General features: G+C 72.6%; 19 protein-coding genes and 1 pseudogene. 8 read left to right on the top strand and 12 right to left on the bottom strand.

Translation table 11 applies throughout. The features are described from left to right. Nucleotides 1-31: 31 nt before the first annotated feature. Nucleotides 32-508, bottom strand: coding sequence for an Lrp/AsnC family transcriptional regulator (locus ACGFZQ_RS33940; protein WP_393843558.1), 477 nt, complete (start codon nucleotides 506-508; stop codon nucleotides 32-34). Nucleotides 509-749: 241 nt separating this feature from the next. Between ACGFZQ_RS33940 and ACGFZQ_RS33935 the strand changes: the two genes are divergently transcribed. Together ACGFZQ_RS33935 and ACGFZQ_RS33930 are read left to right on the top strand one after the other, a co-directional pair. After that, nucleotides 750-2,237 (top strand): FUSC family protein, encoded by a 1,488-nt coding sequence (locus tag ACGFZQ_RS33935; RefSeq protein WP_393843557.1) that lies wholly within the window; start codon nucleotides 750-752, stop codon nucleotides 2,235-2,237. 188 nt (nucleotides 2,238-2,425) lie between these two features. Then, nucleotides 2,426-3,457: a lactonase family protein gene (locus tag ACGFZQ_RS33930; RefSeq protein ID WP_393843556.1), complete on the top strand. Its 1,032-nt coding sequence runs from the start codon at nucleotides 2,426-2,428 to the stop codon at nucleotides 3,455-3,457. A 159-nt stretch (nucleotides 3,458-3,616) separates the two neighbouring features. On the opposite strand, the gene ACGFZQ_RS33925 is transcribed toward ACGFZQ_RS33930, so the two are convergent. Together ACGFZQ_RS33925 and ACGFZQ_RS33920 are read right to left on the bottom strand one after the other, a co-directional pair. Next, on the bottom strand, nucleotides 3,617-4,543 hold the full coding sequence (locus tag ACGFZQ_RS33925; RefSeq protein WP_393843555.1) for a sirohydrochlorin chelatase: 927 nt from the start codon (nucleotides 4,541-4,543) through the stop codon (nucleotides 3,617-3,619). A 142-nt stretch (nucleotides 4,544-4,685) separates the two neighbouring features. Then, nucleotides 4,686-5,726: an N-acetylglucosamine kinase gene (locus ACGFZQ_RS33920; protein ID WP_393843554.1), complete on the bottom strand. Its 1,041-nt coding sequence runs from the start codon at nucleotides 5,724-5,726 to the stop codon at nucleotides 4,686-4,688. Nucleotides 5,727-5,936: 210 nt separating this feature from the next. Between ACGFZQ_RS33920 and ACGFZQ_RS33915 the strand changes: the two genes are divergently transcribed. Next, nucleotides 5,937-6,614 carry a uracil-DNA glycosylase gene (locus ACGFZQ_RS33915; protein ID WP_351742444.1) on the top strand — a complete coding sequence of 226 codons (678 nt, stop codon included), beginning with the start codon at nucleotides 5,937-5,939 and terminating at the stop codon, nucleotides 6,612-6,614. Nucleotides 6,615-6,677: 63 nt separating this feature from the next. Here the strand turns inward: ACGFZQ_RS33915 and ACGFZQ_RS33910 are convergent. The 6 genes and pseudogenes from ACGFZQ_RS33910 to ACGFZQ_RS33885 all read right to left on the bottom strand — a co-directional run bounded on the left by ACGFZQ_RS33910 (nucleotide 6,678) and on the right by ACGFZQ_RS33885 (nucleotide 13,264). Next, nucleotides 6,678-7,704: pseudogene (locus ACGFZQ_RS33910) on the bottom strand (alkene reductase). Between the two features lie 203 nt (nucleotides 7,705-7,907). Beyond that, nucleotides 7,908-9,164 (bottom strand): MFS transporter, encoded by a 1,257-nt coding sequence (locus ACGFZQ_RS33905; protein WP_393843553.1) that lies wholly within the window; start codon nucleotides 9,162-9,164, stop codon nucleotides 7,908-7,910. Further along, nucleotides 9,164-9,700, bottom strand: coding sequence for a GNAT family N-acetyltransferase (locus tag ACGFZQ_RS33900; RefSeq protein WP_393843552.1), 537 nt, complete (start codon nucleotides 9,698-9,700; stop codon nucleotides 9,164-9,166). Before ACGFZQ_RS33900 ends, ACGFZQ_RS33905 begins: the two co-directional genes overlap by 1 nt. Continuing rightward, entirely contained in the window at nucleotides 9,697-10,854 is a 1,158-nt protein-coding gene (locus tag ACGFZQ_RS33895) for a type III PLP-dependent enzyme (protein ID WP_393843551.1), read from the bottom strand. Before ACGFZQ_RS33895 ends, ACGFZQ_RS33900 begins: the two co-directional genes overlap by 4 nt. Before the next feature lie 8 nt (nucleotides 10,855-10,862). Further along, nucleotides 10,863-12,182, bottom strand: coding sequence for a DUF6271 family protein (locus ACGFZQ_RS33890; protein ID WP_393843550.1), 1,320 nt, complete (start codon nucleotides 12,180-12,182; stop codon nucleotides 10,863-10,865). Continuing rightward, nucleotides 12,164-13,264: a phytanoyl-CoA dioxygenase family protein gene (locus ACGFZQ_RS33885; RefSeq protein WP_393843549.1), complete on the bottom strand. Its 1,101-nt coding sequence runs from the start codon at nucleotides 13,262-13,264 to the stop codon at nucleotides 12,164-12,166. The genes ACGFZQ_RS33890 and ACGFZQ_RS33885 overlap by 19 nt, the downstream gene beginning before the upstream one ends. A gap of 282 nt (nucleotides 13,265-13,546) precedes the next feature. Between ACGFZQ_RS33885 and ACGFZQ_RS33880 the strand changes: the two genes are divergently transcribed. The 3 genes from ACGFZQ_RS33880 to ACGFZQ_RS33870 all read left to right on the top strand — a co-directional run bounded on the left by ACGFZQ_RS33880 (nucleotide 13,547) and on the right by ACGFZQ_RS33870 (nucleotide 17,591). Next, the gene (locus tag ACGFZQ_RS33880) at nucleotides 13,547-15,058 is read left to right on the top strand and encodes a glycoside hydrolase family 3 protein (RefSeq protein ID WP_393843548.1); all 1,512 of its coding nucleotides are present in this window, start codon (nucleotides 13,547-13,549) and stop codon (nucleotides 15,056-15,058) included. A gap of 111 nt (nucleotides 15,059-15,169) precedes the next feature. Then, nucleotides 15,170-16,639: a glycoside hydrolase family 76 protein gene (locus ACGFZQ_RS33875; RefSeq protein WP_393843547.1), complete on the top strand. Its 1,470-nt coding sequence runs from the start codon at nucleotides 15,170-15,172 to the stop codon at nucleotides 16,637-16,639. A 358-nt stretch (nucleotides 16,640-16,997) separates the two neighbouring features. After that, nucleotides 16,998-17,591, top strand: a complete 594-nt coding sequence (locus ACGFZQ_RS33870) for a hypothetical protein (protein WP_393843546.1) — start codon at nucleotides 16,998-17,000, stop codon at nucleotides 17,589-17,591. Nucleotides 17,592-17,624: 33 nt separating this feature from the next. Here the strand turns inward: ACGFZQ_RS33870 and ACGFZQ_RS33865 are convergent, their stop codons facing one another. Both ACGFZQ_RS33865 and ACGFZQ_RS33860 read right to left on the bottom strand, forming a co-directional pair. Next, nucleotides 17,625-19,604, bottom strand: coding sequence for a HEAT repeat domain-containing protein (locus ACGFZQ_RS33865; RefSeq protein ID WP_393843545.1), 1,980 nt, complete (start codon nucleotides 19,602-19,604; stop codon nucleotides 17,625-17,627). Between the two features lie 127 nt (nucleotides 19,605-19,731). Beyond that, complete coding sequence (locus ACGFZQ_RS33860) at nucleotides 19,732-21,408, bottom strand: acyl-CoA dehydrogenase family protein (protein WP_393843544.1); 1,677 nt, start codon at nucleotides 21,406-21,408, stop codon at nucleotides 19,732-19,734. Nucleotides 21,409-21,479: 71 nt separating this feature from the next. Here ACGFZQ_RS33860 and ACGFZQ_RS33855 point away from each other — a divergent pair, with 71 nt between their 5' ends. Further along, a complete protein-coding gene (locus tag ACGFZQ_RS33855) occupies nucleotides 21,480-22,235 on the top strand; it encodes a PaaX family transcriptional regulator C-terminal domain-containing protein (protein WP_393843543.1) in 756 nt (251 codons plus the stop codon). 190 nt (nucleotides 22,236-22,425) lie between these two features. Here the strand turns inward: ACGFZQ_RS33855 and ACGFZQ_RS33850 are convergent, their stop codons facing one another. Next, on the bottom strand, nucleotides 22,426-23,478 hold the full coding sequence (locus tag ACGFZQ_RS33850; RefSeq protein WP_393843658.1) for a cytochrome P450: 1,053 nt from the start codon (nucleotides 23,476-23,478) through the stop codon (nucleotides 22,426-22,428). Nucleotides 23,479-23,937: 459 nt separating this feature from the next. On the opposite strand from ACGFZQ_RS33850, the gene ACGFZQ_RS33845 reads away from it, so the two are divergent. Then, complete coding sequence (locus ACGFZQ_RS33845; RefSeq protein WP_393843542.1) at nucleotides 23,938-25,254, top strand: SGNH/GDSL hydrolase family protein; 1,317 nt, start codon at nucleotides 23,938-23,940, stop codon at nucleotides 25,252-25,254.

The following is a 25,254-nucleotide window of genomic DNA, read 5'->3' as shown; positions in this document are numbered from 1 at the left end:
TGACAGGTAGGAGTTCAGGCCGTGGATGCCGTCACCCGCGTGCCGTCCGGCCGATCGACTCCACCAGCGGCAGCAGTCGGTGCGGGACGCGTTCGCGCAGGGCCACCTCCGTGCGGGTGCGCACCACGCCCGGCAGGCTGATCAGCTTCTGGATCACGTCCTCCAGGTGCGCGTTGTCCCGCGCCACCACCCGGGTCAGCAGATCCCCGCCGCCCGTGATCGAGAACGCCTCCACGATCTCCGGCACGGCGGCCAGCGCGTCCCCCACCTCGTCGAGATGGCCCTGGGTGACCTCGATGTGCACGAAGGCCAGCACCGGGTGGCCGAGTGCGGCGGGGGAGAGGGAGGGGCCGCCGCCGGTGATCACGCCGTCCCGCTCCAGCCGGTCCAGGCGGGCCTGCAGGGTGCCCCGGGCGACACCGAGGATCCGGGCGTACTCCCGCACGCTGGTGCGCGGCTTCTCCAGCAGCAGCCGCAGGATGCGGGTGTCGAGTTCGTCCACGGTCATGGTGTGCGACTGTACCAATGGCCCATGGCCGTTCGGAGCTGAGCTGGGCCATTGGTGTCCCCGGCGGACAGTGTCGAGTGTCAGAAGTGGGCCGATGGCTCAGTGAAATCGGAAACACTTGAGCCAGTCACCCCGGCGATGGTCTCATGTGGGTGTCGATGGCGCTGCGGATCCCCGCGGCGCCATTTCTGTGTCGTCCATCTGGGCCGTCCGTCTGTGCCGTCCCACGGGAGGGGAAGCAGTGCTGAAGAGGGTGTTCACGGCTCCGGACCCGGGGCGGGTGCGGCTGCGCTTCGCCGCGCGGGCCGTGCTGGGCATCGGCCTCGCCGTCGTGCTCTGCGGGCTGGCCGGGCACTCCCTCACGGGCGCCGTCACCGGCGGGCTCACCGCGCTGCTCGCCCTGTTCACGGTCGCCGACGCCACCGTGCGCGAGCAGGCCGTCACGACCGCGCTGCTGCCCGCCGTGGGGCTCCCTGTGCTGGCCGCAGCGGCCGGGCTGCACGACATACCCGTCGCACGGGACCTGGTCTTCCTGGCCGTGGTCGGCGCGGGAGTCTACGCGCGCCGCTGGGGACCGCGCGGCCACAGCCTCGGCGTGTTCGCCTTCATGACCTACTTCGTCGCCCAGTTCCTGCACGCCACGCCCGGACAGCTCCCCGAGCTGTACGCGGCCGTACTGCTCTCCGCGCTCGGCGCGGCCGCCGTCCGCTTCGGCCTGTGGTGCTACGAGCGCCGGCTGCCCCCGGCGCCGGTACCCGTCCCACCCGCCGGCACCGGCCTGGCCCGGGTGACCACCCGGCAGGCGGTCCAGGCGACCGCGGGCGCGGGTTTCGCGCTCGTCGTCGGCCAGGCGGTGTCGGGCCAGCGCTGGTACTGGGCGGTCGGCGCCACCTGGTGGATCTTCGTCAACACGGCCTCGCGCGGCGAGACCCTGGTCCGGGGCTTCCGCAGGGTCCTCGGCACGGTCATCGGCATCGCGCTCGGCCTGCTCGTCGCCGTCCCCGTGCACGGCGCCCCCGTCCCCACCGCCGTCCTGGTCGCGGCCGCCGTCTTCGGCATCTTCTACTCGGCAGCCGTCTCCTACACCTGGATGATGCTCTGCGTGACCCTGCTCGCCGAACTGCTCTACGGCCTCCTCGGCGTCCTCACCCCCGGCCTGCTCGCGCTCCGGCTCACCGAGACCGCGGTGGGCGCGCTCGGCGCCGGACTCGCCGTGCTGTTCGTGCTGCCGGTCACCACCCACCTCACCACCGACGCCTGGATCCAGCGTGCCCTGCGCTGCGTCCACGCCTGCACGGCCGAGGCCGCCGCCCGGCTCGCCGGATCCGCCACCGCAGACCCGGCACCCCGGGTGGCGGAACTGGAGCAGCTGCTCGACCGGGTACGGCTCTCGGTCGCCCCCCTCGTCCATCCGCTCACCCCGATGCCCGGCCGCAAGCGCCGCGCCCGCCGGGTCCTCGCCCTGCTGGACGACTGCGCCCGGGAGATCCGCGGCCTGGTCGCCGTCGCCGCCGATCCCGAGGCCTCCCACGACGCCCGGCTGGCCGCTGCCTGCTGGCGCGTCGAGACGGCCGTGGAGGCGCTCACCCGGGGCTCCGCACACATCACCGGCCTCGCCGAACCGCCCACCGAACCCGCTCTCGCCCATCTGCACGGGCTGGAGCGCGCCCTTGCCGAACTCGCCGAGCCGTTGCGCACCCCCTCGGGCTCACCCCTGGTCGGCGCCTGAGACGCGCCGCCCCGGACGTCTTGGTCTAGACCGCAAACTGCTACCGTCGGCCCCGGACCGGCTCGTACTGATGCGGACTGACTCGGACTGACTCGGACTGACTCGGACTGACTCGGACTGACTCGGACTGACTCGGACTGACTCGTGCCGGCCTGACTCGTACCGGCTCGTATCGAGAGGGGACACCGGTGGCAGACGGCGGCAGGCGGCGGAGGGCGTTCATCGGGTCGTTCACGGCGGCGGGCGGACCCGGGGTCGTCACGGCGGCGGTCCAGCCGCACAGCGGCGCCCTGGCCCTTCTGGAGAGCGTCGACGGCGTCCCCGACCCGTCGTATCTCGCGCTCGCCCCCGGCGGGCACACCCTGTACGCGGTCAGCGAGACCGCCGACGGCGCGGTGGCCGCGTACCACGTCCACGACGACAAGCCACGCCTCGCCGGACCCCCGGTCCCGGTCGACGCCAGCGGCCCCACCCACCTCAGCGTCTTCGGCGGTCACGTCCTGACCGCCAACTACGGCTCCGGCAGCGTCAGCGCCGTCCCCATCCGCCCCGACGGCACCCTCGCCGGCGCCGCCTCCGGGGTGCTGCGGCACAGCGGCTCGGGCCCGCACGAGCGCCGTCAGCGCGGCCCGCACGCCCACCAGGTGCAGCCGGACCCCACCGGCCGCTGGGCGGTCAGCGTCGACCTCGGCACCGACTCGGTACGGGTCTGCACCCTGGACGACGGCACCCTCGCCGTCCGCCGCGAGTTCGCCCTGCGCCCCGGCTCCGGCCCCCGCCACCTGGCCTTCCATCCCGGCGGCCGGTACGCCTACGTGGTCAACGAACTCACCCCGACCGTCACGGTCTGCCGCTGGGACGCCGACACCGGCGCCCTGAAGCCACTGGCGGAGACCCCGGTACTTCCCGGCGCCCCGGCCGGCGACGCCTACCCGTCCGGCATCGTCGTGTCACCGGACGGCCGCTTCGTCTGGACGGCGACCCGGGGCGAGGACGTCCTGACGACGTTCGCGGTCGACGAGGACCAACTGCACCTGACGGCGACGGTCCCGTGCGGAGGCCACTGGCCCCGGGCCCTCACGGAGTCCGGGGGCTTCCTGTACTCGGCGAACGAACGCTCCGGGGACATCACCTGGTTCACCGTCGACCAGGAGACAGGCGTACCGCGCTACGACGGCTCGGTGGAGATCCCGGCGGCGTCCTGCATCGTCTTCGACTGAGTCGCCCCGTAAGGGGCGCGGGGCCGTGCCGATGTGCGGCTCCGCCGCGTGGGCGCGCTCAGCCCCATCGGGCGGCCGGTCGAAGAACCTCCGTACCACCCCGAAAACGGCCGACGGGCCCCTTCCGAGAAGGGACCCGTCAAGGCACACACGCCGACCTCAGCGCACCGGCGCACCCTGAGCCTGCTGGGGGGCGATCCCCAGCGCCGTCGTGTACTTGGCCAGCGCCAGCTTGCCGATCGCCGGATACGGCCCCAGCGGCTCGGCCGTGGCGCACCCCGCCTCCTCGGCGGCCGCCGTCAGCAGGCCCCCGTCGATCTCGGGACCGATCAGATACGGCGCCAGCGCCAGCTGCTGCGACCCCGAGCCCCGCAGCTGCTCCGCGACGGAGGAGATCGAACCCTCCTGGTCCAGCGCCGCGGCCATCACCGGCACGGCCAGGCGCGCGGCGAGCAGCATGCCGGTGATCCCGGCGGCCTGCACGGCTTCCTCGCCGCCCACAGAGGCGAGGATGATGCCGTCGGCCGCGGTCGCCACGGTGAACAGACGGGCACGGTCGGCGCGGGCCAGGCCGGCCTCCGAGAGACGCACGTGCAGCGCCTCGGCGAGCAGCGGGTGCGGGCCGAGGACGTCGGTCAGATCGGCGGCGACCCGGCTCTCCATGACGGCCTGGCGGACCTGGCGCAGCAGCGCGCTGTCCGGGCCGGCCAGCAGCGGCACCACGACCGCGACCGGGCCGTCGGGCGCCTTGACGCCCTCGGCACCGGCGGCGACGGCCTGCTCGTAGCGGGCGGCGCGCTCCTCGGCGGCACGGGCGAGGACCGACTGGAGGGTGGGGAACTCCGCGTCGTCCCCGTCGAGGTACCCGATCCGGGCGTCCAGGCCGGGCAGCTCGGAGCGGGCGATGCTCACGACCTCCTCGGCGAGGCCGCGGGTGGCCGCGCTGGGCGTACCCGGCACCGCGAGGACAAGCGCGGGCGCGTCCTCGGGAGCCACCAGCGGCTCGGGTCGGCGGTGCCGCCCGGGCTGGCGAGGTCGCGGCATTCGTACTGGCAGGCCGGACGCGGGCCCAGTGGGGGAGCTCATGGCGACGCATGTTACTGGCTTATTGGGCTCCCCTGTTCGGGGAGGGTGCAGGTGAGCGGTATCCGTCCGGTTTTGTCTGATGAGTTACGCATGATTCAGGGGTGATCACGTCACCTGTCGGACACTTCATGTCCCAATGGGATCAATCGCCTTTTGTATGTACTACGGAGAGCAGCTTTTCATCACCCGGCAGAGTGAGCCGCCCGATGACCAGGTCACTCGCGACGCGTACCGCTCCGCGCAGCGGATCGCCGTCCGCCGGAACCTGCCGTGCCCGCGGCAGCAGGGCGGACAACTCCTCGGCCAGCGGTACCAGAAGCGGGTCGCCCAGCTTGGACAGGCCGCCGGTGAGGGCGACTCGGGGCTCGCCGGCCGTGGGGCAGACGGCGACGGCCGACTCGGCCATGTGCCGGGCCGCCGCGCGCAGGATCCCGGTCGCGACCGGATCGTGTGCGGCGCACTCCGCGACCTGCGGGGCGAAGGAGGCCAGTACGGCGGGCCGGTCGGCGCGCGGGTAGAGCTGCCCGGGCAGCCCGGCCGGCGGCCCGAACCGTTCCTCGGCACACGCCAGCAGCGCGGCCGAGCCGCCGTCGCGCCCGTCGAAGGCGCGCAGTGCCGCCTCCAGCCCCGCCCGGCCGATCCAGGCGCCACCGCCGCAGTCGCCCAGCAGATGCCCCCAGCCGTCTGCCCGCCGCCACCCGGTCAGATCGGTGCCGATCGCGATCAGCCCCGTACCGGCGGCGATCACCGCGCCCGGGCGCGGCCCCAGGGCGCCGACGTACGCCGTCACGGCGTCGGCGGCCAGGGCGACCGTCCGCACGCCGAGCTCGCGGGCCAGCGCGTCCGGCAGTTCGGCCCGCAGGGCGTCGCCGAGGCTGGCCAGACCGGTGGCGCCGACGACGACCGTCGTCACCCCGTGCAGCCCGTACTCGCCGATCAACGCCCGTGCCATGGGCAGGAGTTGCTCCAGCAGATGCCCGGGGTCGATGCCCCGCGCCCCGGTACGCACCGGTTCCCGGGACTCCCGCGGCGCCGACGGCTCCCGCCCCGGCACGCCCACGACGGCCCGCAGCCCGGAGCCCCCGGAGTCGACGGCGAGAAACCCGGGCCCGAGGCTCCCGGAGCCCCGGGGGCCGGCGGCGAGATCCTCCGGTCCGTGCGCCTCGCCGCCCCCTCCGCTCATCGCACACACCTCATGGCAGACGCCGCTGGCGGAGCGGCTTGGTCGCTGGACGCAACGGGCTCCCCTCCTCGCCGGTGACCGACGGCACGGTCCGCTGGACCGGCTCGATGACCTTGATGAGGAGGAAGAGTAGCGCCGAGGGCGGCGTCCGTGCGTGCGGGCTTCCCTGACTGTGCGGAACCTCGGTGTGTGCCAGTAGGGTGACGCGCTGTGGCACCACGACCCTTGCATGAACTTGTTGAAGCAGGCTGGGCGAACGCTCTTGAACCTGCGGCCGAACGCATCGCCGCGATGGGGAACTTCCTGCGGGCCGAGATAGCGGCCGGCCGGACCTACCTTCCGTCCGGAGCGAATGTCCTGCGGGCCTTCCAGCAGCCCTTCGACGACGTTCGTGTCCTGATCGTCGGCCAGGATCCGTATCCCACGCCCGGAATGGCCATCGGACTGAGTTTCGCGGTCTCGCCCGAGGTGCGCTCCCTGCCGGGCAGCCTGGAGAACATCTTCCGCGAGCTGAACACCGACCTGGGGCTGCCCAGGCCGTCCAACGGCGACCTCACCCCTTGGACCCAGCAGGGGGTGCTCTTGCTGAACAGGGCACTCACGACCGCTCCGCGCAGTCCGGCGGCGCACCGGGGCAAAGGTTGGGAGGAGGTCACCGAGCAGGCCATCCGGGCGCTGGCGGCGCGTGGCAAGCCGCTGGTGTCCATCCTCTGGGGACGTGACGCGCGAAATCTGCGGCCGCTGCTCGGGGACCTGCCTGCGATCGAGTCCGCTCATCCCTCGCCGATGTCGGCGGACCGCGGGTTCTTCGGCTCGCGCCCGTTCAGCCGGGCCAACGACCTGCTGGTGCGGCAGGGCGGCCAGCCCGTGGACTGGCGCCTGCCGTGAGCCGTGGCGCCTGCGACGGGCACGCTGCCGACGGGCACATCGCCCGCCGACGAGCGGGTGGCGTCAGGCCGTGAACTGATAGGACGGGTAGGTCAGGTATCCGGCGTCACCCCCCTGGTAGTACGTGGCCTCGTCGACGGGTGCGATCGGGACACCGGTGCGCAGGCGCTCGACCAGGTCGGGGTTGGCGATGAACCCGCGGCCGAAGCTGATGAGTTCGGCGCCCAGCCCGAGCCAGTGGTCGGCGTCGGCCCGGTCGGCCTGCTTGGGACCCATGGGAAGCACCGGGTTCATGACGAGAGCGCCCGGCCAGGTACGGCGCAGGTCGACGAGCACGTCTTCGGGGGGCGGTGGACGTCAGGTGGACGTAGGCCAGGTCGAGGCGGGCAGCTCGGTCAGGAGCGCGGTGTAGAGCTCGGGGACATCGGCTTCCGCCACGCCCCAGAAGGTTCCGCCCGGGAGAGGCGGATGCCGGTCCTGGCCCCGCCGACCGCCTCGACGGTGGCGGCCACCGCCTCGACGGCGAACCGGATTCGGTTGGTCACCGAGCCGCCGTAGCGGTCCGTGCGGAGGTTGGCGTTGGAGGAGAGGAACTGTGAGATCAGGTAGCCGTTGGCACCGTGCAGTTCCACTCCGTCGAATCCGGCGTCGACGGCGTACCGGGCCGCCTCGGCGTACGACCGGGCGTGCGCGGGTACTTCGGCGGTGTCCAGGGCGCGGGGCGTCGGCGCGGGCCGGGGTCCCGTCGGGGTGAACACCTCGCCGACGGCGGGGACCGCCGAGGGACCGACCGGCCGTGTTCCCGTCGTGTCGGGGTGCGAGACCCGTCCGCTGTGCATGATCTGGGCGAAGATCCGGCCGCCGTTGGCGTGTACGGCGGCGGTCACGAGGCGACGTGCGCCTCGCTGTGCAGCCCTGGCGTACCCGGATGCGACTGCCCGACCACACTCGGCTGCACCCCCTCGGTCACGATCAGCCCGGCCGTCGCCCGCTGGGCGTAGTACGTCGCCATGGACGGCGTGGCCAGTCCGTCGGCGGCGGCCCGGACCCGCGTCATCGGGGCCATCACCACCGGGTCCGGAGTCAGCATCAGATCCCTGCGTTACTAAGAGGACCAGGGGCCGCTCACCAGTTCCCGCAGCGGTTGTACGCCGCGGGTCTGTCCAGCCGCGCCATCGCCGACCTGCTGCCGTGCGTGCGCGTGGATGCCGCACTTCGCCACGAGGGCGACCGCCTCATGGTGCCCGTCGAGCAGCAGGCCCGGCAGGCGGCGCCCGATGACGCCGCCGCCGGTCAGCTGCCGCTGGGCAGCCGCTGGTCAGCCGCTGCCGGCAGGCCGGCGGCCGGCGTCCAGCGGATCTGCGTACTGGCCAGCGTGACCACGAGCGCCGCTGCCGCGACGACCGCCAGCCCCCACACCAGGCTGCTCGAGTTCGCCACGAACCCGATGAGCGGTGGCCCGGCCAGCAGGCCCGTCGTGCCCGTCGCGGCGACCAGGGCCAGCGCCTCCGAGCCCTGTTTCGCCGCGGCCACGTAGACGCACGGGGTCACGGCCGCACAGCCCAGCCCGACGCAGGCGAACCCGATGAGGGCCGCCGTCACGCCCCCGCTCACCAGGGCGAAGGCCAGCCCGGCGGCGGCCAGCGCGCTGCCCGACAGGACGACCCGCCCGTCGCCCCAGCGGGTGCGCCAGCCGTCGGCGAAGAGGCGGGCCACCACCATCATGCCCGACACCACGGCGATGCCCGCCGGTGCCAACTCCGCTGAAGCGTTGGCGACTTCCCGCAGGTAGAGAGCGGACCAGTCGTTCATGGCGCCTTCGGTCACGGTGCCGAACGCCATGGCGCAGCACATCCAGAGCGTCATGCGGGACGGCAGGCTCCAGCCGCCGCTCTTCCTCTCCTTGGCGGGCTTCTCGCCGGCGGAGGCGGAGGCGTCGGAGTCGGAGCCGGAAGCGGCCGCGGTCGCGGCGGACGCGTCTTCGTCGAGCAGCCCGGGGCGCGCCACGGCGGCCAGCAGCACGAGCAGCACGGCGGCCACACCGAAGTGCACCGCCACCGACGAGGTCACCGCGTTCATGCCGGAGGCGAGGAGGGCCGCGAGCAGGGAGCCGGCGCTGAACGTCGCGTGCAGTCTGGCCATGGCGTTGCGCTCGTACCGGGTCTCCAGGGCCGCTCCCTGCGCGTTCATGGCCACGTTCAGACAGCCCACGAACACCCCGTCGGCCACCATCACCAGCAGGGCGACGGGATAGTCCGGCGCCGCGGCCAGTGCGACGAGCAGCACGGTCAGACAGAGGGCCGACAGCAGCGCCAGCCGCGCCGAACCCAGCCTTCTCGTGAGCACCGGCACCAGCGGGAACGACGCCACGGCGCCGATGCCCGCGGCCATCAGCAGCACCCCCACCTCGGCCGCGGTCAGACCGAGGTCCGCCTTGAGGGCGGGAATCCGCGATGCCCAGGTCGCGTACTGGAAACCGAGCGAACAGAACAGCGCGGCGATGGCCAACTGGGCGCGGTGGAAGGGATCATGGACACGGAACACGCACATCAACTCGCTTGGTCGACTCGGCCGTCGCCTCGGTCATGGAGACGGGACATGTAGACGGCGTTCGCGCCGTAACCGCCCGGGGAGATTCCCGGGTACGGGGTGAATCCGCGCGCCGACCAGAACGGCTCGCTGTGACCGACGGCGATCAGCGAGATCCGCTCGAACCCGCGCGAACCGGCGGTCAGGGTCAGGTGGTTCAGGAGGCGCTGGCCCAGTCCCCTGCCGCGCAGACGCTCCGTGACCACGATGTCGTGCAGGTGCAGATTGCCCGCGGAGCCCGCGGGGAGCGCGGGCGCCTCCGTCCGTGCGAGGTCGGGATATCCGAAGGACGGATACGGCAGTGCCAGCAGGTATCCGGCCGGCCGTGAGCCGACGTCCAGGACGAAACAGGTGTCCGGCGAGGCGTCCGCCCGGGACCGCAGCGCCGCGCGCCCCTCCGACAGGCCGAGGGCCGTGTAGGCGCGGGACTCCAGCGCGACGATGGTGTCCCAGTCGGCGTCGGTGATGTGCCGTATGCGTACGTGGTCGCCGCTCATGGTCGTCCCCCGCCCGTGCAGACGTAGGGGAGCGGGTCGAAGCCGTTGAATCCCTGGGTCGTGTAGCTGATCGCGTAGGCGCCGCTGGACAGCACCCAGACCGGATCGCCCGACGACAGGGCCGCGGGGACCTGCACGAGACCGTGCTCATGGGGGTAGGCGTCGTCGCTGTCGCAGGTGGGACCCGCGACGACGGCCGGGACGGACTCGGCGTCACTATGCGTGGGGAAGACGAGCCGGTACTGCAACGCGTCCATCTCGTACAGGCCGTTGAACTTGCCGCAGCTCAGGTAGAGCCAGTACTGGGGCTCGCCGTCGGGCCGCCGCCGCTTCGACAGCCTGGCCACATGGGCCCGGATGACCCCGTGGTCGGCGACGAGGTGGCGGCCCGGCTCCATGACGAACGCGAGGTGTTCGCCGTGGACTTTCCTGAGGTGGCGCATGCCCTCGCGGATCACCGTGAAGATCTTGTCCAGCGGGGGGTCCAGCGGCGTGCCGTACCGGTCGAGGTATCCGAGGGCCGGCAGACCGCCGCCGAGGTTGACATGGTCCAGCAGGATCCCCCGCCGGCCCAGGGCGGTCAGGACGTCCGCCAGGCGCTCGACGGCACTGTGCCAGGCGTCGGCCGTCATCTGCTGGGAACCGACGTGCACGGACAGCCCGGAGGGGATCAGCCCCTGCTCCCGCGCCGCCGTGAGGATCCGCACCGCGTCCGCGGGCGTGCAGCCGAACTTGTCGCTGAGCCCCCACAGCGCCCCTTCACCGCCGGTCGCGAGCCTGACGAACACCCGCGCTCCCGGAGCGTGGACCGCGATCGCCGCCATGTCCTCCAGGCTGTCGGTGGCGAAGTCCCGGACCCCGAGCCGGTGGGCGTCGGCGATGTCCCGGTCCGACTTGACGGTGTTGCCGTAGTGCATCCGGTCGACCGGCACGCCCACGCGCAGCGCCTGTTCCAGTTCGCGGGGGCTTGCCGCGTCGACTCCGGCGCCCTTCCCGGCGAGGCACCCGAGCACCTCGTCCACCGGGCAGGCCTTCAGGGCGAAACGGATGTCGACGCCGGGCAGTTCACGCCGCAGCCGGTCGTAGCCGTCCTCGATCCCGGTCAGGTCGAAGACGATCCGGTCCTCGGTGGCGCCTTCCAGTACGGTGATCACGGGTGATCTCACCGCTGCTGCCCGGGCGTCGCGGGTACGGAGGTGAGACTCGCCGCACGCACCAGCGACTCCCACGCCTCCGTCAGCAGGGCGAAGTCCTCGATGTCGCCGCGGGCTTCGTCGAGGAGCCGTTCGCGGCGCCGCCACAGGAGGTCGGCGAATTCGGCGTACCTGCCGCCCAGTTTCCGGTAGGCCGAGTCGAGGACGTCCAGCCTCCGGACGTTCTCGCCCGGGTCGAGCCGGGCGCTCTCCCGCGCCAGCCGGGCCACGGCGGACGCGCGCACCTGCCCCTGGTCGTCGAGCAGCCGCCCACCCGCGCGGGCCATCTCGTCGTAGATGAAGTTGAAGTAGAGCATGGACAGCAGGAACTTGACGAAGCGCAGCTGGTACGCGACCAGGCCGGAGTCGGTCCTGCGCTCACCGGTGTAGAAATTGACGATGTTCCGGTTGTGCAGGACGCCCGGCAGTGCGGCGTCGTGGACCAGGTGGATCAGGAAGTAGTCGCTGCCGATCGTGTCGGTCGCGGGCGGCAACGGCACGCGCTCGTGTACTCCGTGGAAGCTGATGTTGCACATGTCCACACGCATGGGATCGACCAGGGCCAGCACGGAGTGATCCGTGGTGAACGCGTCCGAGCCCGCGCCCCGGAAGGACTCGTCGACGAGTTGCCTCCGCTGCTCGTCGGACCAGTGGGCGGGCGCCCACAGACCGACCACGTCGTGGTAGACGGCGGGGTCGATCCGGAGTATCTCGCCGATGTCCACGGACAGTTCGCCCACGAACGAGCTGCCGACCATCGCGACCCGCTTGTTCATGTGGCCGACGGCCAGTGCGTTCTCGGTGACTTCGGGCGCGGCGTCGGCCGCGCGCCTGCCGAGCGACAGGAGTTCGTGATGGACGGGGAAAACGTTGTCTCCGTTCACCGTCTGGTAGCGGCTGTCGGAGTCCCTGCGGTGGACGGACTCGCATCCGAGCGCGGCGGCGATGAGGAACGCGCGGTTGGTGCAGGCTCCGTAGGAGACGCCGGCCGGGAGCATCAGGTCCAGCAGCAGATCGGGCTTCATGACCGCGGCCCGGTCGATCGCCCGCCGGAGAAAGTCCCGCTGCCGGTCCTCGTCGAGATGGTGGACGACGATCCGCGGATCGCCCGGGACGCGGCGCACGGCCTCGGCGTGTTCCGCACGGACCGGTGCCGTGCAGGAGTCCAGGATCAGCAGGTGCACCTCGGTGTCGAAGTGCTCGGCCGCGTAGGCCGCTTCCTCGGCAACGGCGGCGATCGTCGCGGAGCACGGTCGGTTGGTGGGCAGCGTCAGACAGATTCGGCGCATGTCTCTTCTCCGGCCGGTATCTCTTCCGCGACCGACTTGACCGGCTCGACCGGCTCGTAGGGGTCCGCTCCGCTCCAGGAGGTGCGGCCCAGCAGCTTCGACCCCAGATCGGTGAGGTCGGCCCTGCCATACCGCAGGGACTCGTGGCGGATGGCGTCGCCGAGCAGCGTCCCGTTCCAGTCCGGCGTACCGAGCGTGTGCCATGACTCGACGCGGGAGCGCCTGAGCGTCTCGTGGGACTCCAGCGCCGGCATCATCGAGAGGTACTGGGCTGCCCGCACCGCCCCGTCGGAGGTGTTGGGCGCCACGCCGTGCGCCAGCAGGCCGTTGAAGATCAGCAGATCGCCGGCCTCGAGTTCCGGCCGGACCACGGGGAACTCCGTACGGTCGATCCTGGGCCGGATCGGGTCGCGGTCGTCCGGCTGGAACGCCTTCCACTGGTCGAACCGCTTGAACAGCTCGGGGCAGCACTGGAATCCGCCGAGTTCCGGCCGGGTGTCGGTCAGGGCGATGATCCCCTGGACCCGCTGCGGCAGCACCCCGAGGGTGGTGTCGACATCCCAGTGGAGCTCGATGTCGAACCCCTCCTGTGTGCTCGGGATCAGCGCCCGGTCGCGGTTCCTGATGTTCGGCGGGTTCAGGTTGAGCCGGTCGAGCGTGACCCACAGCTCTTCGCAGTCCCACACGTCGACGAAGGCGTCGTAGACGCGCTGCGTCTGGCGGCTGTCCCACAGGAGCTGGTGGTGGTAGGCCTCGACGAAGCCGTAGATGTGCAGTTCCCGGTCCAGGTCCGAGCGGTAGGCGCGGTCCTCGTACCAGGTCTCCGGACGATCGGGGTCGAGACCCTGGAACTCCCAGGCGAAGTCCAGCAGCCGGCGGGCCGACGAGCCGGGGATCGCCTCCTTCACCACGACGTATCCGTAGGTCTGCCAGAAGGCGAAGTCCTCCTCGGAGAGGACTCGGAGGGGGCGGGTCTTCTGCAGGTCCCGCAGGGGTGTCTGGGCGAGATAGTTCTCGCCGTCCGAACTGAAGTAGGGGAGGTTCGACGGGGCTCGATGGAGATAACGGTCAGTCGTGGGCATGCGGTGCTCCAGACCTCGATCTCAGGTGGCGGCGACCCCGACCGGGTCACCAGATGCGCGGAGCGAGGGCGGTGGTCGTTCCCGCAGGATCACTGCACCACGTGACACACCAGCCTCGGTTCGAACTCGCGCAGCCCTAACTTGGACTAGACCAACTCGTCATGTCAAACATGGCAGTTGAGGGCGTGTTTTCGTCAAGAAGGCGGAAATCGGACCCCCTTGACACGGGTGGTTAGCCTGAGCGGAGACTCATTGGTCTGTACCAACGGAAGGGCACACTCGATGGTCTCCAGCACACACGGCAAGGACTTGCGACGGCTTGCGCTCTCCGTTCTGCAGCCGGGGTTCGTGGGCACCGACGCGCCGGACTGGGTGCTGCGCGACATCGGTGACGGGCTGGCCTCGGTCGTGCTCTTCGCCCGGAACATCGTCTCGATCGACCAGGTCGCCCGGCTGACCGGTCGACTACGCGCGGAGAACCCCGAGTTGGTCATCGCGATCGACGAGGAGGCCGGCGACGTCACCCGGATCGAGTCCGCGACCGGCTCCACCCGGCCCGGCAACTTCGCCCTCGGCACCGTCGACGACACCGACCTCACCGAGGCCGTCGCCGCCGACCTGGGCCGTCAGCTGCGCGCCGCCGGCATCAGCCTCGACTACGCGCCCAGCGCCGACGTCAACTCCAACCCCGACAACCCGATCATCGGCGTCAGGTCCTTCGGCGTCGACCCGAAGGTGGTGTCCCGGCACACCGGCGCATGGATCCGGGGTCTCCAGTCGGCCGGGGTCGCCGCCTGCGCCAAGCACTTCCCCGGCCACGGCGACGTAGCCGTCGACTCCCACCATGGCCTGCCCACCTACGGCGCCGACCGCGAACAGATCGCCGCCCAGGCCCTGCCGCCGTTCCGCGCCGCCCTGGAGGCCGGTGTACGCGCGGTGATGACCGGTCACCTGCTCGTGCCCGCCTACGACACCGACCTGCCCGCCACCCTCAGTCGGCGGATCCTGGACGGACTGCTCCGTCAGGAGCTCGGGTTCGACGGCATGGTCGTCACCGACGCCATCGAGATGGGCGCCGTCGCCGAACGCTACGGCATCGGCGGGGCCACGGTGCGAGCCGTCGCCGCCGGTGCCGACGCCGTCTGCGTCGGCGGCGAGAACGCCGAGGAGGCCACCGTCGGCCTGCTCGCCGACGCCCTGGTCGACGCCGTCGCCTCCGGGGACCTCACCGAGGCGCGGCTCGCCGAGGCGAGCGGTCGCGTGCGGGAGTTCGCGGCCTGGTCGGCAGGCCTGAGCCCGGCCGGCCCCGCCGACACGAACGGCAGCCGCATCGGCTTCGCGGCCGCCCGCCGGGCCATCCGGCTGACCGGCGCCGTGCAGGACACGGTCCCCCTGTCCGCCGCACCGCACGTGGTGGAGCTGGTGCCCACCACCAACCTGGCCATCGGCAAGGAGACCCCCTGGGGCGTGGCCGCCCCGCTGGTCGAGCGACTGCCCGGAACGACGTCCGTCCGGGTGCGCCACGAGGACCTGCGGTCACATGCCGCCACCCTGGAGACGCATGCCCTGACGCCCGCCGTGGGCCGCCCCCTGGTCGTGGTCGTCAGGGACGCCTCCCGGCACGGATGGATGGCGCGCGCCCTCGCCGAGATCGTCGCCGCTCGTCCCGACGCGATCGTCGTGGAGATGGGCCTGCCCGGCGCCCCCGTCCCCGCGGCCGCCCAGATCTTCACCCACGGTGCCACCGCCGCCTCCGGAGTGGCCGCCGCGGAAGTCCTGGCGGGGGTCCGCTAGCGCCCGGGGCGATCCAACGTCCGCACCCGCGCGCGACGTTGACGCACCCGCGGCTCTTTCCTACCTTCTGGGAGCGCTCTCACACATCCATCGCCAGAGCAGGCAGGTCCCATGACCCCCCAACAGAGACCAAGAAGTCGCCGCCTTCCCCGAGCCGCGGCCGCACTCGCCCCGGCGCTGCTCGCCGTCCTCGTCCCCCTCGCACCCCCGGCGTCCGCCGCCGGCACCATCTGCAACACGTACTGCGACACCCGTGACCCCGCCCTCTCCCCGGGCGACCGCACACCGGTCACGGCGAGCATCTACTCACGGTCCGTCGTCCTGCACTTCGACGACGCCGACGCCATGGGCTGGGCGTCCATCGACAACGGCAACCCGGGCGACGAGGTGTGGCTCGACCGCTCCTTCGACGGCGGCCGCACCTGGAGCTCGGGCAGCAAACTCGGGGACACCAGCGTGCCCGCCGGCCAGCGGGGCTGGCGCACGCTCATGTACAACGTCGACGACTGGAACAACCTCGGCGTCGGCGCCCTGCGCGCCTGCGGAAAGGCCGGGGACCGCGCCGAGATCGCCTGCACTCCCTGGGCCCGCACCACCTGGAACGCGGGCGAGCCGCGCACCGCGGCGGCCACCGGCCTGATGACCTTCTACGACTACGGAACCGGCCTGTTCGACACCACCGGCTGGTGGAACTCCGCGAACGCCCTGACCGCGGTCATCGACAACATCCGCGTGACGGGCATGGGCAGTTACCGGTACGCCGTCGCCCGCACCTACGACCTGAACATCAACGCGCAGGGTGGGCAGTTCCGCAACGACTACATCGACGACACCGGGTGGTGGGGCCTGGCCTGGGTGGCCGCGTACGACCTGACCGGCGACAGCCGCTATCTGAACACGGCCCGCGCGGACGCCGACCACATGGCCGCCTACTGGGACGGCACCTGCGGCAGCGGAGTGTGGTGGAGCACGGCGAAGACCTACAAGAACGCGATCGCCAACTCCCTCTACATCCAGCTCAACGCCGCCCTGCACAACCGCGTCCCCGGCGACACGACGTACCTCGGCCGGGCCCGGGCCGGGTGGAGCTGGTTCCAGGGCAGCGGCATGATCAACGGCTCGCACCTGGTCAACGACGGCATCGACCTGTCCACCTGCGGCAACAACGGCCAGGCCGTCTGGTCGTACAACCAGGGCGTCCTCCTCGGTGCCCTGGCCGAGCTGTACCGTGCCACGGGCGACGGCGGACTGCTCACCAGTGCACGGCAGATCGCCGACGCCGCCACCACGACCTCCCTGCTCCACACCTCCGACGGCATCCTGCGCGATCCGTGCGAGAGCGGCGACTGCGGAGGCGACGGCCCGTCCTTCAAGGGTGCCCACGTGCGCGGCCTCGCCAGGCTCAACTCCGTGCTCCCGGACCACCCGTACACCGCCTACCTCGAACGCCAGGCGGACCGCGCCCACGGGAGCGACCGCAACGCCCTCGACCAGTACGGGCTGCGCTGGTACGGCCCGCTCGACCAGGTGGACGCCGCCCGTCAGCAGAGCGCCCTCGACCTGCTCAACGCCGCGTCATGACCGGCCGACAACGTTATCCGGGTCCGGTCGGCACGCCCCGGACCACCTGACCGACCCGCACGGACACTGGCGGCCGCGTCAGTTCGGGCGCGGCCACCGCCTGTTCGGCGACCAGCCGGCCCGCGGATGTCGGCCAGTCTGCGCCCCACCACTGACAGCGGCCTCCGGACCGTTCGTGTTCGCAGGTCAGAGCCGCCGGGGCGGTCCGGTCGAACAGGGTGACGGAACTCGTTCCGGAAGACGCCTGCGCGAGCGGGGTCAGTCGTGCGACCGTCGACTCGGAGGTTCGCCGTGAGCAACGGGGCGGCCTCTCCCGTATGGGAGGGCGGTCCGGGCTGTCCGTGCGCGCGTGAGGAGGATGCCTTTGAAGGCGTTCCGTGGTCCGAAGGTCTGGCTGTGGCGCTGGCGGCGCAACCCGCTGAAGCGTCGCGCCGACACACTGGAGGCCTGGGTGCTGCTCGGCGCCTGGCTGTTCACCTTGCTGGCCGGGGTGCTCGGCGGGCTCGCGGCGGCCCGGTCGGTCGAGGACGGCCTGGCCCGCGAGCGCGCCGAATGGCACCCGGTCGTGGCCCATGTCATGGACAAGGCCCCAGGAGGGTCCGGGCCGAAGTCCGAGTCCTCCGGCCGTGAACGGGTCTGGGCGAGGGTGGGCTGGACCGTCGCCGACGGCTCCGCGCACACCGGCCAGGCCCGGGTCGCGGCCGGCAGCGAGGTCGGCACTCCGGTCACCGTCTGGACGGACCTCCAGGGGCATCTCGTCACCCGTCCCCCCACCGCGTCCGAGGCTCATCTCCGCTCCGCGCTGATCGGCGGTCTGGTCGGGCTGAGCACCGCCGCCGTCCCCTTCGTCGCCGGGCTCGTGGTGCGCGGCCGGCTGGAGCGGCGGCGGATGGACCGCTGGGACGCGGAGTGGTCGCGGCTCGGGCCGCAGTGGGGCCGGACGACCGGCTAGGCCCTCGTCCGCCCCCCTGGGGTTTCCCCGAGGTCACTGACTCGCCAGCGCCCTCCGGCAGTTGGCGAGCAGCCGCTCGTCCTGGGCGATGTCGTGGCTGCCGTATCCGCCCGGCCGTGCCGTGTGCCGTCGGGCGGTGGCGAGTTCGGTGGTCAGCAGGTCGCGCAGCGGTGCGCCCGCCGGGCCCATCGCGGCCAGGCACTCGGCGATCGCGCCGCGGGCGTACGGATTCTCCGACCAGGCGGCCCGCAGCACCGGCAGCACGGGATCCGGATCCCCGTCGATCCGCCACCACGCCTGCGCCGCCGCGGTCCGCTCCCACACCCGCCCGGATCCGGCCAGTACGCGCAGCCCGGGCAGTGCGTCCCGCGCGGCGGCCCCGAGCCGCCCCAGCTGCTCGGCCGCCGTCCGGGCACTGCGGCCGCGACCGTGCGTCAACTCCCGCAACAGCGAGGGGAGTACGGCATCCGCGTCGCCCTCCGCCGACCACAGGGCCCCCGCCGCCTGCGCCGCGTGCCGGGTGCCGAGGAGCCCCCGCAGGACCGGCGCCGCCGCCCGGGCCGCCGTACCCAGGGCGTCGAGTGCCCGCACCGCCTGCCCGACGAGGGCCTCCCGCGCCCCGAGCCCGTCCGGTGCGCCGCGCAGCAGCCGCAGCACCTCCGGTACCGCCGCCGGGTCCTTCAGGGCGGTGACCGCCGCCAGCAGCGGAGCGGCCAGTTCGGCGGCCTCGGGGGAATCCAGCGGGACCTGGCCGAGCCGGTGCCGCAGCGCGGGGGCGAGCGGAGCCGCCGCCGGGCCCAGATGGACCACCTCGAAGCCCAGGCCGGTGGGCACCACCGGGCCCGCCAGCAACTGCCCCAGGACCGGGACCGCGCGCCGGTCACCGCTTCTGGCCAGCGCCTTGAGCGGGCCGCCCAGCGAGGGTCTGCCGCGCTCCCAGGTGTGCACCCACAGGTCGGGCCGCGCGGTCACCAGCGCGTGCAGCTCGTCGGCGGCGGGTGCGGCCAGCCCGAACAGCTCCGTGAGCACCGAGACGGCCGCGTCACGCAACTGGTCCTCCAGAGGCTTTAGTTGGGCGCCGAGCAGCGAGACGGGCGCGCTGAAATCGGCCCGCCACTCCCGGAACAGCCCGGCCGACATCCGCACCGCGTTGCACCGGTCCATCGCGTCCGGACTGCCCAACTGGCCCACGAGCAGGGCGATCCGGTCGGCCACCCGGTCGTCCAGCGCCCGGTGGAGGGTGCGCAGCAGATACGAGCCCTCCTCGTCCGACGGCCGCAGCCGCCGTATCCGGCCGACGAGCGTGTCCGGGTCCGCCCGGTCGGGACCCGTGGCGCGCCGCCCGGACCGCTCCCGGAGCAACCGGACCGCCGTCGGCACCAGATCGGCGGGCAGCCGCTCCGGCGCGCCGAGGGCCAGCTGACCGAGCGCGGCGAGCCGCATCCCCGGGGAGCACGGCGGCCCGCTCTGCGCGGCCAGCAGCTCCACCGCCCCGGCCGCCTCGGCGGGATGGCGCCGTACGAACAGGCCGAGGGCCGCGGCCAGGGTCGGCAGCACCTGCTCGTCGCGCTCCACCGCGATCCGCCGGCGCAGCAGCTCCAGCACCCGCGCGGGTTCGTCGAGGAATCGCACCAGCGCCCCCGTGGCCGCCCGCCGCACCCCGGGGCACGGGTCGTCGGCCAGCGGCACGAAAGCCTCGGCACCCGCGCGCACCGCGGCCTGGGCGGGCGGACCGGTGCTCTCCGCCCCGATGCTGACCAGCAGTTCGACTATGGCGCCCCGGTCCGGCACCTCCGCGCGGGAAGCGAGCGCGAAGAGGAACGGGACGCAGGCGAGCGTCGAGTCGTACACGTTCCCCTGGTGGTGCACCGAGCCGTACATCCCGTCGAGCGCGACCTCCCGTTCGGCCGCGTCCGCCGAGGCCAGTCCGCGCAGCAGACCGGGCACGTCCTCCGCGCTGCCGTACGCGTGCCGCAGCGAGGCCCAGTCGACCTCGTCGATCCCCGTGAACACGTTGTCCTCCCCGGGCGAGTACCACCTGATCAGGAGTCTGCACCACGGCACTGACAACGATGCGGAATCGGACGACGACTGTGTGCGATCCGTCGACGGTCACCGGCCAACGGCAGCCGTGGAGGGATCAGTTCCGGCCAGGCAGCGCCCGCTCCAGGATCGCGTCGAGCCCGGTCCCGGCGGGCAGTGTGCCGAACGCGTGCCCCCAGTCGCCGCCGAGCCGGGTCGCGCAGAAGGCGTCCGCGACGGCGGTCGGGGCGTACCGGACCAGCAGGGAGGCCTGGAGGGCGAGCGCCATCCGCTCGACCAGCCGGCGGGCACCCACCTGATCGGTTTCCGCCAATTCGGTCTTGAGCCGGATCACGGTGGCGTCCAGCCGGGCGTCCGCCCCGCGCGCGTGGGCGAGTTCCCCGAACAGGGCGTCGGCGGCGCCGGGTTCGCGGGCGAGCGCCCGCAGCACGTCGAGCGCGTTGACGTTGCCGGAGCCCTCCCAGATCGACAGCAGGGGCGCCTCGCGGTAGTGGCGGGGCATCCCGGAGTCCTCGACGTACCCGTTGCCGCCCAGGCACTCCAGGGCCTCGGCCGTGAAGGCCGGGCCGCGCTTGGTGACCCAGTACTTGCCGACGGCGGTCGCGATCCGCCGGAAGGCCCGCTCCTGTCCGTCCCCGCGCACCGCGCGGTCGGCGGCTCCGGCCAGCCGCAGCGTGAGCGTGGTCGCGGCCTCCGACTCCAGCGCCAGGTCGGCCAGAACGTTGCGCATCAGCGGCTGGTCGACGAGCCGCGCGCCGAACGCGCTGCGGTGGCGCACATGATGACCGGCCTCCACGAGCGTCTTGCGCATCAGGGTCGCGGAGTTCATCACACAGTCCAGCCGGGTGCAGTTGACCATCTCGATGATGGTCTTCACACCCCGCCCCTCATCCCCGACGAGCCAGGCCACCGTTCCGTCGAACTCCGGCTCGGAGGACGCGTTCGACCGGTTGCCGAGCTTGTCCTTGAGCCGATGGATGCGGAACGCGTTACGGCTGCCGTCCGGCAGCACGCGCGGCACGAGGAAGCAGGACAGACCCCCTTGTCCTTTGACAGGGGCTGCCTGCGCCAGCACCAGGAAGACGTCGCACATCGGCGCCGACGTGAACCACTTGTGCCCGCGCAGGGTGTAGACGCCCGGCTCGGCGGTGGGCGTGGCCGCCGTGGTGTTGGTCCGTACGTCGGAGCCGCCCTGCTTCTCGGTCATCCCCATCCCGGCGAGCAGCCCCGGCTTCTCGGTCGGCACCCGCAGCTCCGGGTCGTACTCCCGGCTGGTCAGCAGCGGTTCGTACACCTTGGCCAGCTCCGGCGTGGCGCGCAGCGCGGGGACGGCCGCATAGGTCATCGAGGTGGGGCAACCGTGGCCGGATTCGGTGTGTCCCCACACCAGTCCGCCGGCCGTCCGCGCGACATGGGCGCCGGGCCGGTCGTCCGCCCAGGCCGCCCCCGCCAGCCCCTCGGCCACCGCCGTCCGCATCAGATGGTGCCAGCTGGGATGGAAGTCGACCTCGTCGATCCGGTTGCCGTACCGGTCGTGGCTGCGCAGCTCCGGCTCGTGCCGGTTGGCCAGCTCGCCCCACTCCTGCGCCTCCGCGCTCCCGGCCCGCGCCCCGAGCCGCCGGATCCCCTGCTCGGCCCACTCGGCGCCCTCCCGGCGCAGCCCCTCGAGGAGGGCCGGGTCGTCGGAGGCGTCGTAGGGGGTGAGCGGCGGCGCCTGATTGGTGACGTCGTGCGTGGCGTACTGCGGCTGCGGAAGCGCGGCGGTCGAGTCCATGCCTCCATGTTGCACTCTTCCTACGGCTGTAGCAATGTTGCAATATCAAGCCGCACGTACAGTACGTGACCATGCGCATGAACGTGTCCGCCGAGCCCGCCGGCGCCGACCTGCGGCCGCTGTCCGCCCGGTCGGTCGTGCTGAGCCTGCTGCTGGGCACGCATCCGCCGCGGCTGCCGGTGAAGGACCTGATCCGCCTCGTGGAGCCGTTCGGGGTCGGCGGCTCCGCGCTCCGGGCCGCGCTCAGCCGGATGACGGCGGCCGGCGACCTGCGCCGCACCGAGGAAGCCGTCTACAGCCTCAGTGACCGGCTCCTGGCCCGCCAGCGCCGCCAGGACGAGGCGGTACGGCCCCGCACGCGCGCGTGGCACGGCGACTGGGAGATGCTGATCATCACGACCACGGGCCGCGGCCCCGCCCAACGCGCGGACCTGCGCACCCGCCTGACCTCCCTGCGCCTGGCCGAACTCCGCGAGGGCGTCTGGCTCCGCCCGGCGAACCTCGCCAGACCCCTCCCCGGCGACGTGCTGGAGATCGCCGAGCCCTGCACGGCCCGCCCGTCCCGTCCTGCCCCCGAACTGGCCGCCCAGCTCTGGCCGTTGACCGCCTGGGCGACCACCGCCCGCGCCTTGCTGGCCCACGCGGCCGAATCCCCCCGCCCGGCCGACCGCTTCACGCTCTTCGCGGCGGCCGTACGCCACCTGCTGACCGACCCGGTCCTGCCACCGGAACTCCTGCCCGCCCACTGGCCGGGCGACGAACTGCGCACCGCGTACGCCGCCTATCGGGCGGAACTGGGCGAGTCTGCGGGAGACCTGGCCGACTGACCTCTCCGGAATACGACGTCCGGCCCTTGGCCGTCTCGCAGGACCGGATCCCGACCGGATGTTGTGCGCCCCGGCTTGCGCCCTCCCTGACGCGTTCGACGGGCACTCGTCGCGTTGGTGGAGAGTGAGCAGTACGGGGCGGCCTGGGCACTGTGGCTGGTCACGGTCGGTGGGGGCTGGCAGCACCCGTTCATCGTGAGGGCCGGGTGTGGGCGTACGGCGGAGTGTGGTCTGCCGGGTGCGGTGCGGGGTTGACGCCGTCGATCTCGATCAGCAGGTGACGGGGGCCGCGCAGGCCCGGACTCGTGCGGTAGGGCGGCGGGTCGGCGACGAGCCGCGGGTTGTCGAGTCGGCGTGCCAGCTGGGTGAGCGCGATCTGCGCCTCGGGACGGGCCAGTGGGGCACCGAAGCAGTAGTGGACGCCGCCGCCGAAGCCGAGGTGCTCGTTGTGTTCGCGGTCCGGATCGAAGCGGTCGGGGTCCGGGACGAAGTCCGGGTCGCGGCTGCCGGCCGCCAGTACGAGTGTGACCGGTGTGCCCTTCGGGATGGTGGTGCCGGCGACCTCGATGTCGTCGACGGTGTTCCGGGTGTTGGACAGAAAGTGCACCGGTGGTTCGTAGCGGAGGAGCTCCTCGACCACGCGGGCGGCCAGATCGGGTTCGTCGCCGCGGCGCAGCCGGTCGAGCACCTCGGGGTGCCGCAGGAGGGTGAGCCTGCCGTTGGTGATGAGGTTGACGGTCGTCTCGTGGCCGGCGGTCAGCAGCAGGGCGGCGTTGCTCAGCACCTCTTCCCGTGGCATCGGCGCCTCTGCACCGTCACCGCCGATCAGCCCGGACAGCAGGTCGTCGCTCCGTCGGCCGTGGCGGGCGTCGAGAAGCTGGGCGAAGTACTGACCGAGGTCGGCGCGGGCCTCAGCGCGTCGGCGCCGCCGCTCCGCGAACCCTCCCGTGGTCGGGTCGGCGGCCTTGACGACTGCGTCGGACAACGCCCGGAAGCGCGTTTCGTCCTCGCGGGGCACTCCCAGCAGCCCGCAGATCACCGTGACCGGGAACGGATAGGCGAAGTCGTCGACGATGTCGACCTGTGACGAGCCCGACCGGTCTTTCCCTGCGAAGTCGTCGATCTCGCTCGTCACGATCTCGAACATGTCCGCAAGCATGCTGTCGATGCGACCGGGGTGGTGGGGCGGGCCGAAGTTCCGCGTCAGCAAGCGCCGGATTCGGTCGTGTTCGGGCGGGTCGATTTCGATGAAGGTGGGCGGCGGCAGCTGGGAAGGGCACTCTTCGGGCTCCTGTGTCGGCGAGTCGGCGCCCGGTTCGGGGAGGTGCCTGGCAGTGCGGTTGCGCGTGACCGAGGCCTGTCGACGGGGCCGCCGCCTCCGCTACGGGGTGACGGCCCCGCCGCCCGGCCTCACCTGTAGGTGATGTCCGAGCTCGCGTACTTGCAGTACGTCCCGTCCGGCCCGCTTCCGTTCGTTCGTTCGGACCTCGCCCCCGAAGTCATGTGGGAGCGCTTCCATGGTGGCCGTGTCCATGCCACGATGCCTGAGGATCCCCGCGCGACGCCGCATCGAGCCGCGCTCAGAAAGGGCGCGCTGCCGTCGCCGCTGCTGCCTGGCCTCCACCGCGTACACCCTCAACGGCACCACCTGCACGGTCAGTTGACGACGGCCCCGCCGCCGTCCCTCGTCAGGAAGGCCCCCGTGAAGCCGCAGCCCAGCAGAACGCCGCTCGCCACGCTCCTCAGCGCCTGCGTCCTCGCTCTCGCCCTGGTCGTGACCGCCACGGCCGTCACCGCGCTGGTCCGCGGTCCCCGGCCGGCCGGCGCGCAGCCGGACCGGGGCAGCCACTGGGTGAACGCCTGGACCGGCATGCCGCAGCTCACCGAGGCCGGCAATCTGCCGCCCGCGCCGTTCACGGGGGAGCGGTCGGTGCTGGCCGACACCACTCTGCGCCAGACCGTGCGCGTCACCACCGGCGGCCATCGGCTGCGGCTGCGCTTCTCCAACGCCTACGGCGACACCCCGCTCCCGCTCACCTCGGTGACCGTGGCGCTCCCGAAGGACGGGCGGGCGGGGGCCGGCGCGATCGTGCCCGGCAGCCTCCACCCGGTGACGTTCGCGGGCCGTACCGCGACCGTCGTCCCCGTCGGCGCCCAGGTCGTCTCCGATCCCGTCGACTTCGAGCTGGCCCCCGGATCCAACCTCACCGTCACCGCCTACACCGCGCAGGGCCAGCCCGATCTGGCGCTCACCTCGCACCCGGGTTCGCGCACCACGTCGTACCTCGTCAACGGCGACCACACCCGGGACCCGGACCTGAGCGGCGCCGCCTCGGCCGACCACTGGTATCTGCTGAGCGACGTCGAGGTGACGGCGCCGGCCGCGACCAGGGCCGTGGCCGTACTCGGTGACTCGCTCACCGACGGCCGGGGATCCACGACCAACGGCAACGACCGCTGGCCCGACCAGTTCTTCGACCGCCTCCAGACCCGCCCGGCCACCTCGGACATCGCGGTCCTCAACCAGGCGGCCGGCGGCAACCGTGTGCTCAACGACGGGCTCGGCCCCAATGTCCTGGCCCGCCTCGACCGGGACGTCCTGTCCCGCAGCGGGGTCTCCTGGCTGATCGTCTTCGAGGGCGTCAACGACATCGGCACCGCCGCCGCCACCCCGGACGCCCAGCGCGCCGTCGCCGACGACCTGATCGCCGCCTACCAGCAGATCGTGGTCCGCGCCCACGCCCAGGGCATCCGGGTCTACGGCGCCACCCTGCTGCCCTTCGGCGGCAACGCGTACGACGACGGGGCGGGCGTACGCGAGGCGGCCCGGCAGCGGGTCAACGCCTGGATCCGCGGCCATTTCGACGCCGTGATCGACTTCGACCGGGTGGTACGGGATCCGGCCGATCCGAGCCGGCTGCGGGCCGACCTCCAGGTGGGGGACTGGCTGCACCTCAACCCGGCCGGGTACGGGGCTCTGGCGGGCGCGGTGCCGACGAGGCTCTTCGGCGCGAGGTGA

The sequence above is a fragment of the Streptomyces sp. NPDC048254 genome, assembly GCF_043201895.1.
In the GTDB taxonomy this organism is placed as follows: Bacteria; Actinomycetota; Actinomycetes; order Streptomycetales; family Streptomycetaceae; genus Streptomyces.
This window is presented reverse-complemented; position numbering and strand designations above follow the sequence as displayed.

What these genes read in the sequence shown, in the direction of transcription:
- ACGFZQ_RS33940 (WP_393843558.1), bottom strand. Translation starts at nt 508, where the DNA reads ATGACCGTGGACGAACTCGACACCCGCATCCTGCGGCTGCTGCTGGAG.
- ACGFZQ_RS33925 (WP_393843555.1), bottom strand. Translation starts at nt 4,543, where the DNA reads ATGAGCTCCCCCACTGGGCCCGCGTCCGGCCTGCCAGTACGAATGCCG.
- ACGFZQ_RS33920 (WP_393843554.1), bottom strand. Translation starts at nt 5,726, where the DNA reads ATGAGCGGAGGGGGCGGCGAGGCGCACGGACCGGAGGATCTCGCCGCC.
- ACGFZQ_RS33905 (WP_393843553.1), bottom strand. Translation starts at nt 9,164, where the DNA reads ATGTGCGTGTTCCGTGTCCATGATCCCTTCCACCGCGCCCAGTTGGCC.
- ACGFZQ_RS33900 (WP_393843552.1), bottom strand. Translation starts at nt 9,700, where the DNA reads ATGAGCGGCGACCACGTACGCATACGGCACATCACCGACGCCGACTGG.
- ACGFZQ_RS33890 (WP_393843550.1), bottom strand. Translation starts at nt 12,182, where the DNA reads ATGCGCCGAATCTGTCTGACGCTGCCCACCAACCGACCGTGCTCCGCG.
- ACGFZQ_RS33885 (WP_393843549.1), bottom strand. Translation starts at nt 13,264, where the DNA reads ATGCCCACGACTGACCGTTATCTCCATCGAGCCCCGTCGAACCTCCCC.
- ACGFZQ_RS33880 (WP_393843548.1), top strand. Translation starts at nt 13,547, where the DNA reads ATGGTCTCCAGCACACACGGCAAGGACTTGCGACGGCTTGCGCTCTCC.
- ACGFZQ_RS33875 (WP_393843547.1), top strand. Translation starts at nt 15,170, where the DNA reads ATGACCCCCCAACAGAGACCAAGAAGTCGCCGCCTTCCCCGAGCCGCG.
- ACGFZQ_RS33870 (WP_393843546.1), top strand. Translation starts at nt 16,998, where the DNA reads ATGCCTTTGAAGGCGTTCCGTGGTCCGAAGGTCTGGCTGTGGCGCTGG.
- ACGFZQ_RS33860 (WP_393843544.1), bottom strand. Translation starts at nt 21,408, where the DNA reads ATGGACTCGACCGCCGCGCTTCCGCAGCCGCAGTACGCCACGCACGAC.
- ACGFZQ_RS33855 (WP_393843543.1), top strand. Translation starts at nt 21,480, where the DNA reads ATGCGCATGAACGTGTCCGCCGAGCCCGCCGGCGCCGACCTGCGGCCG.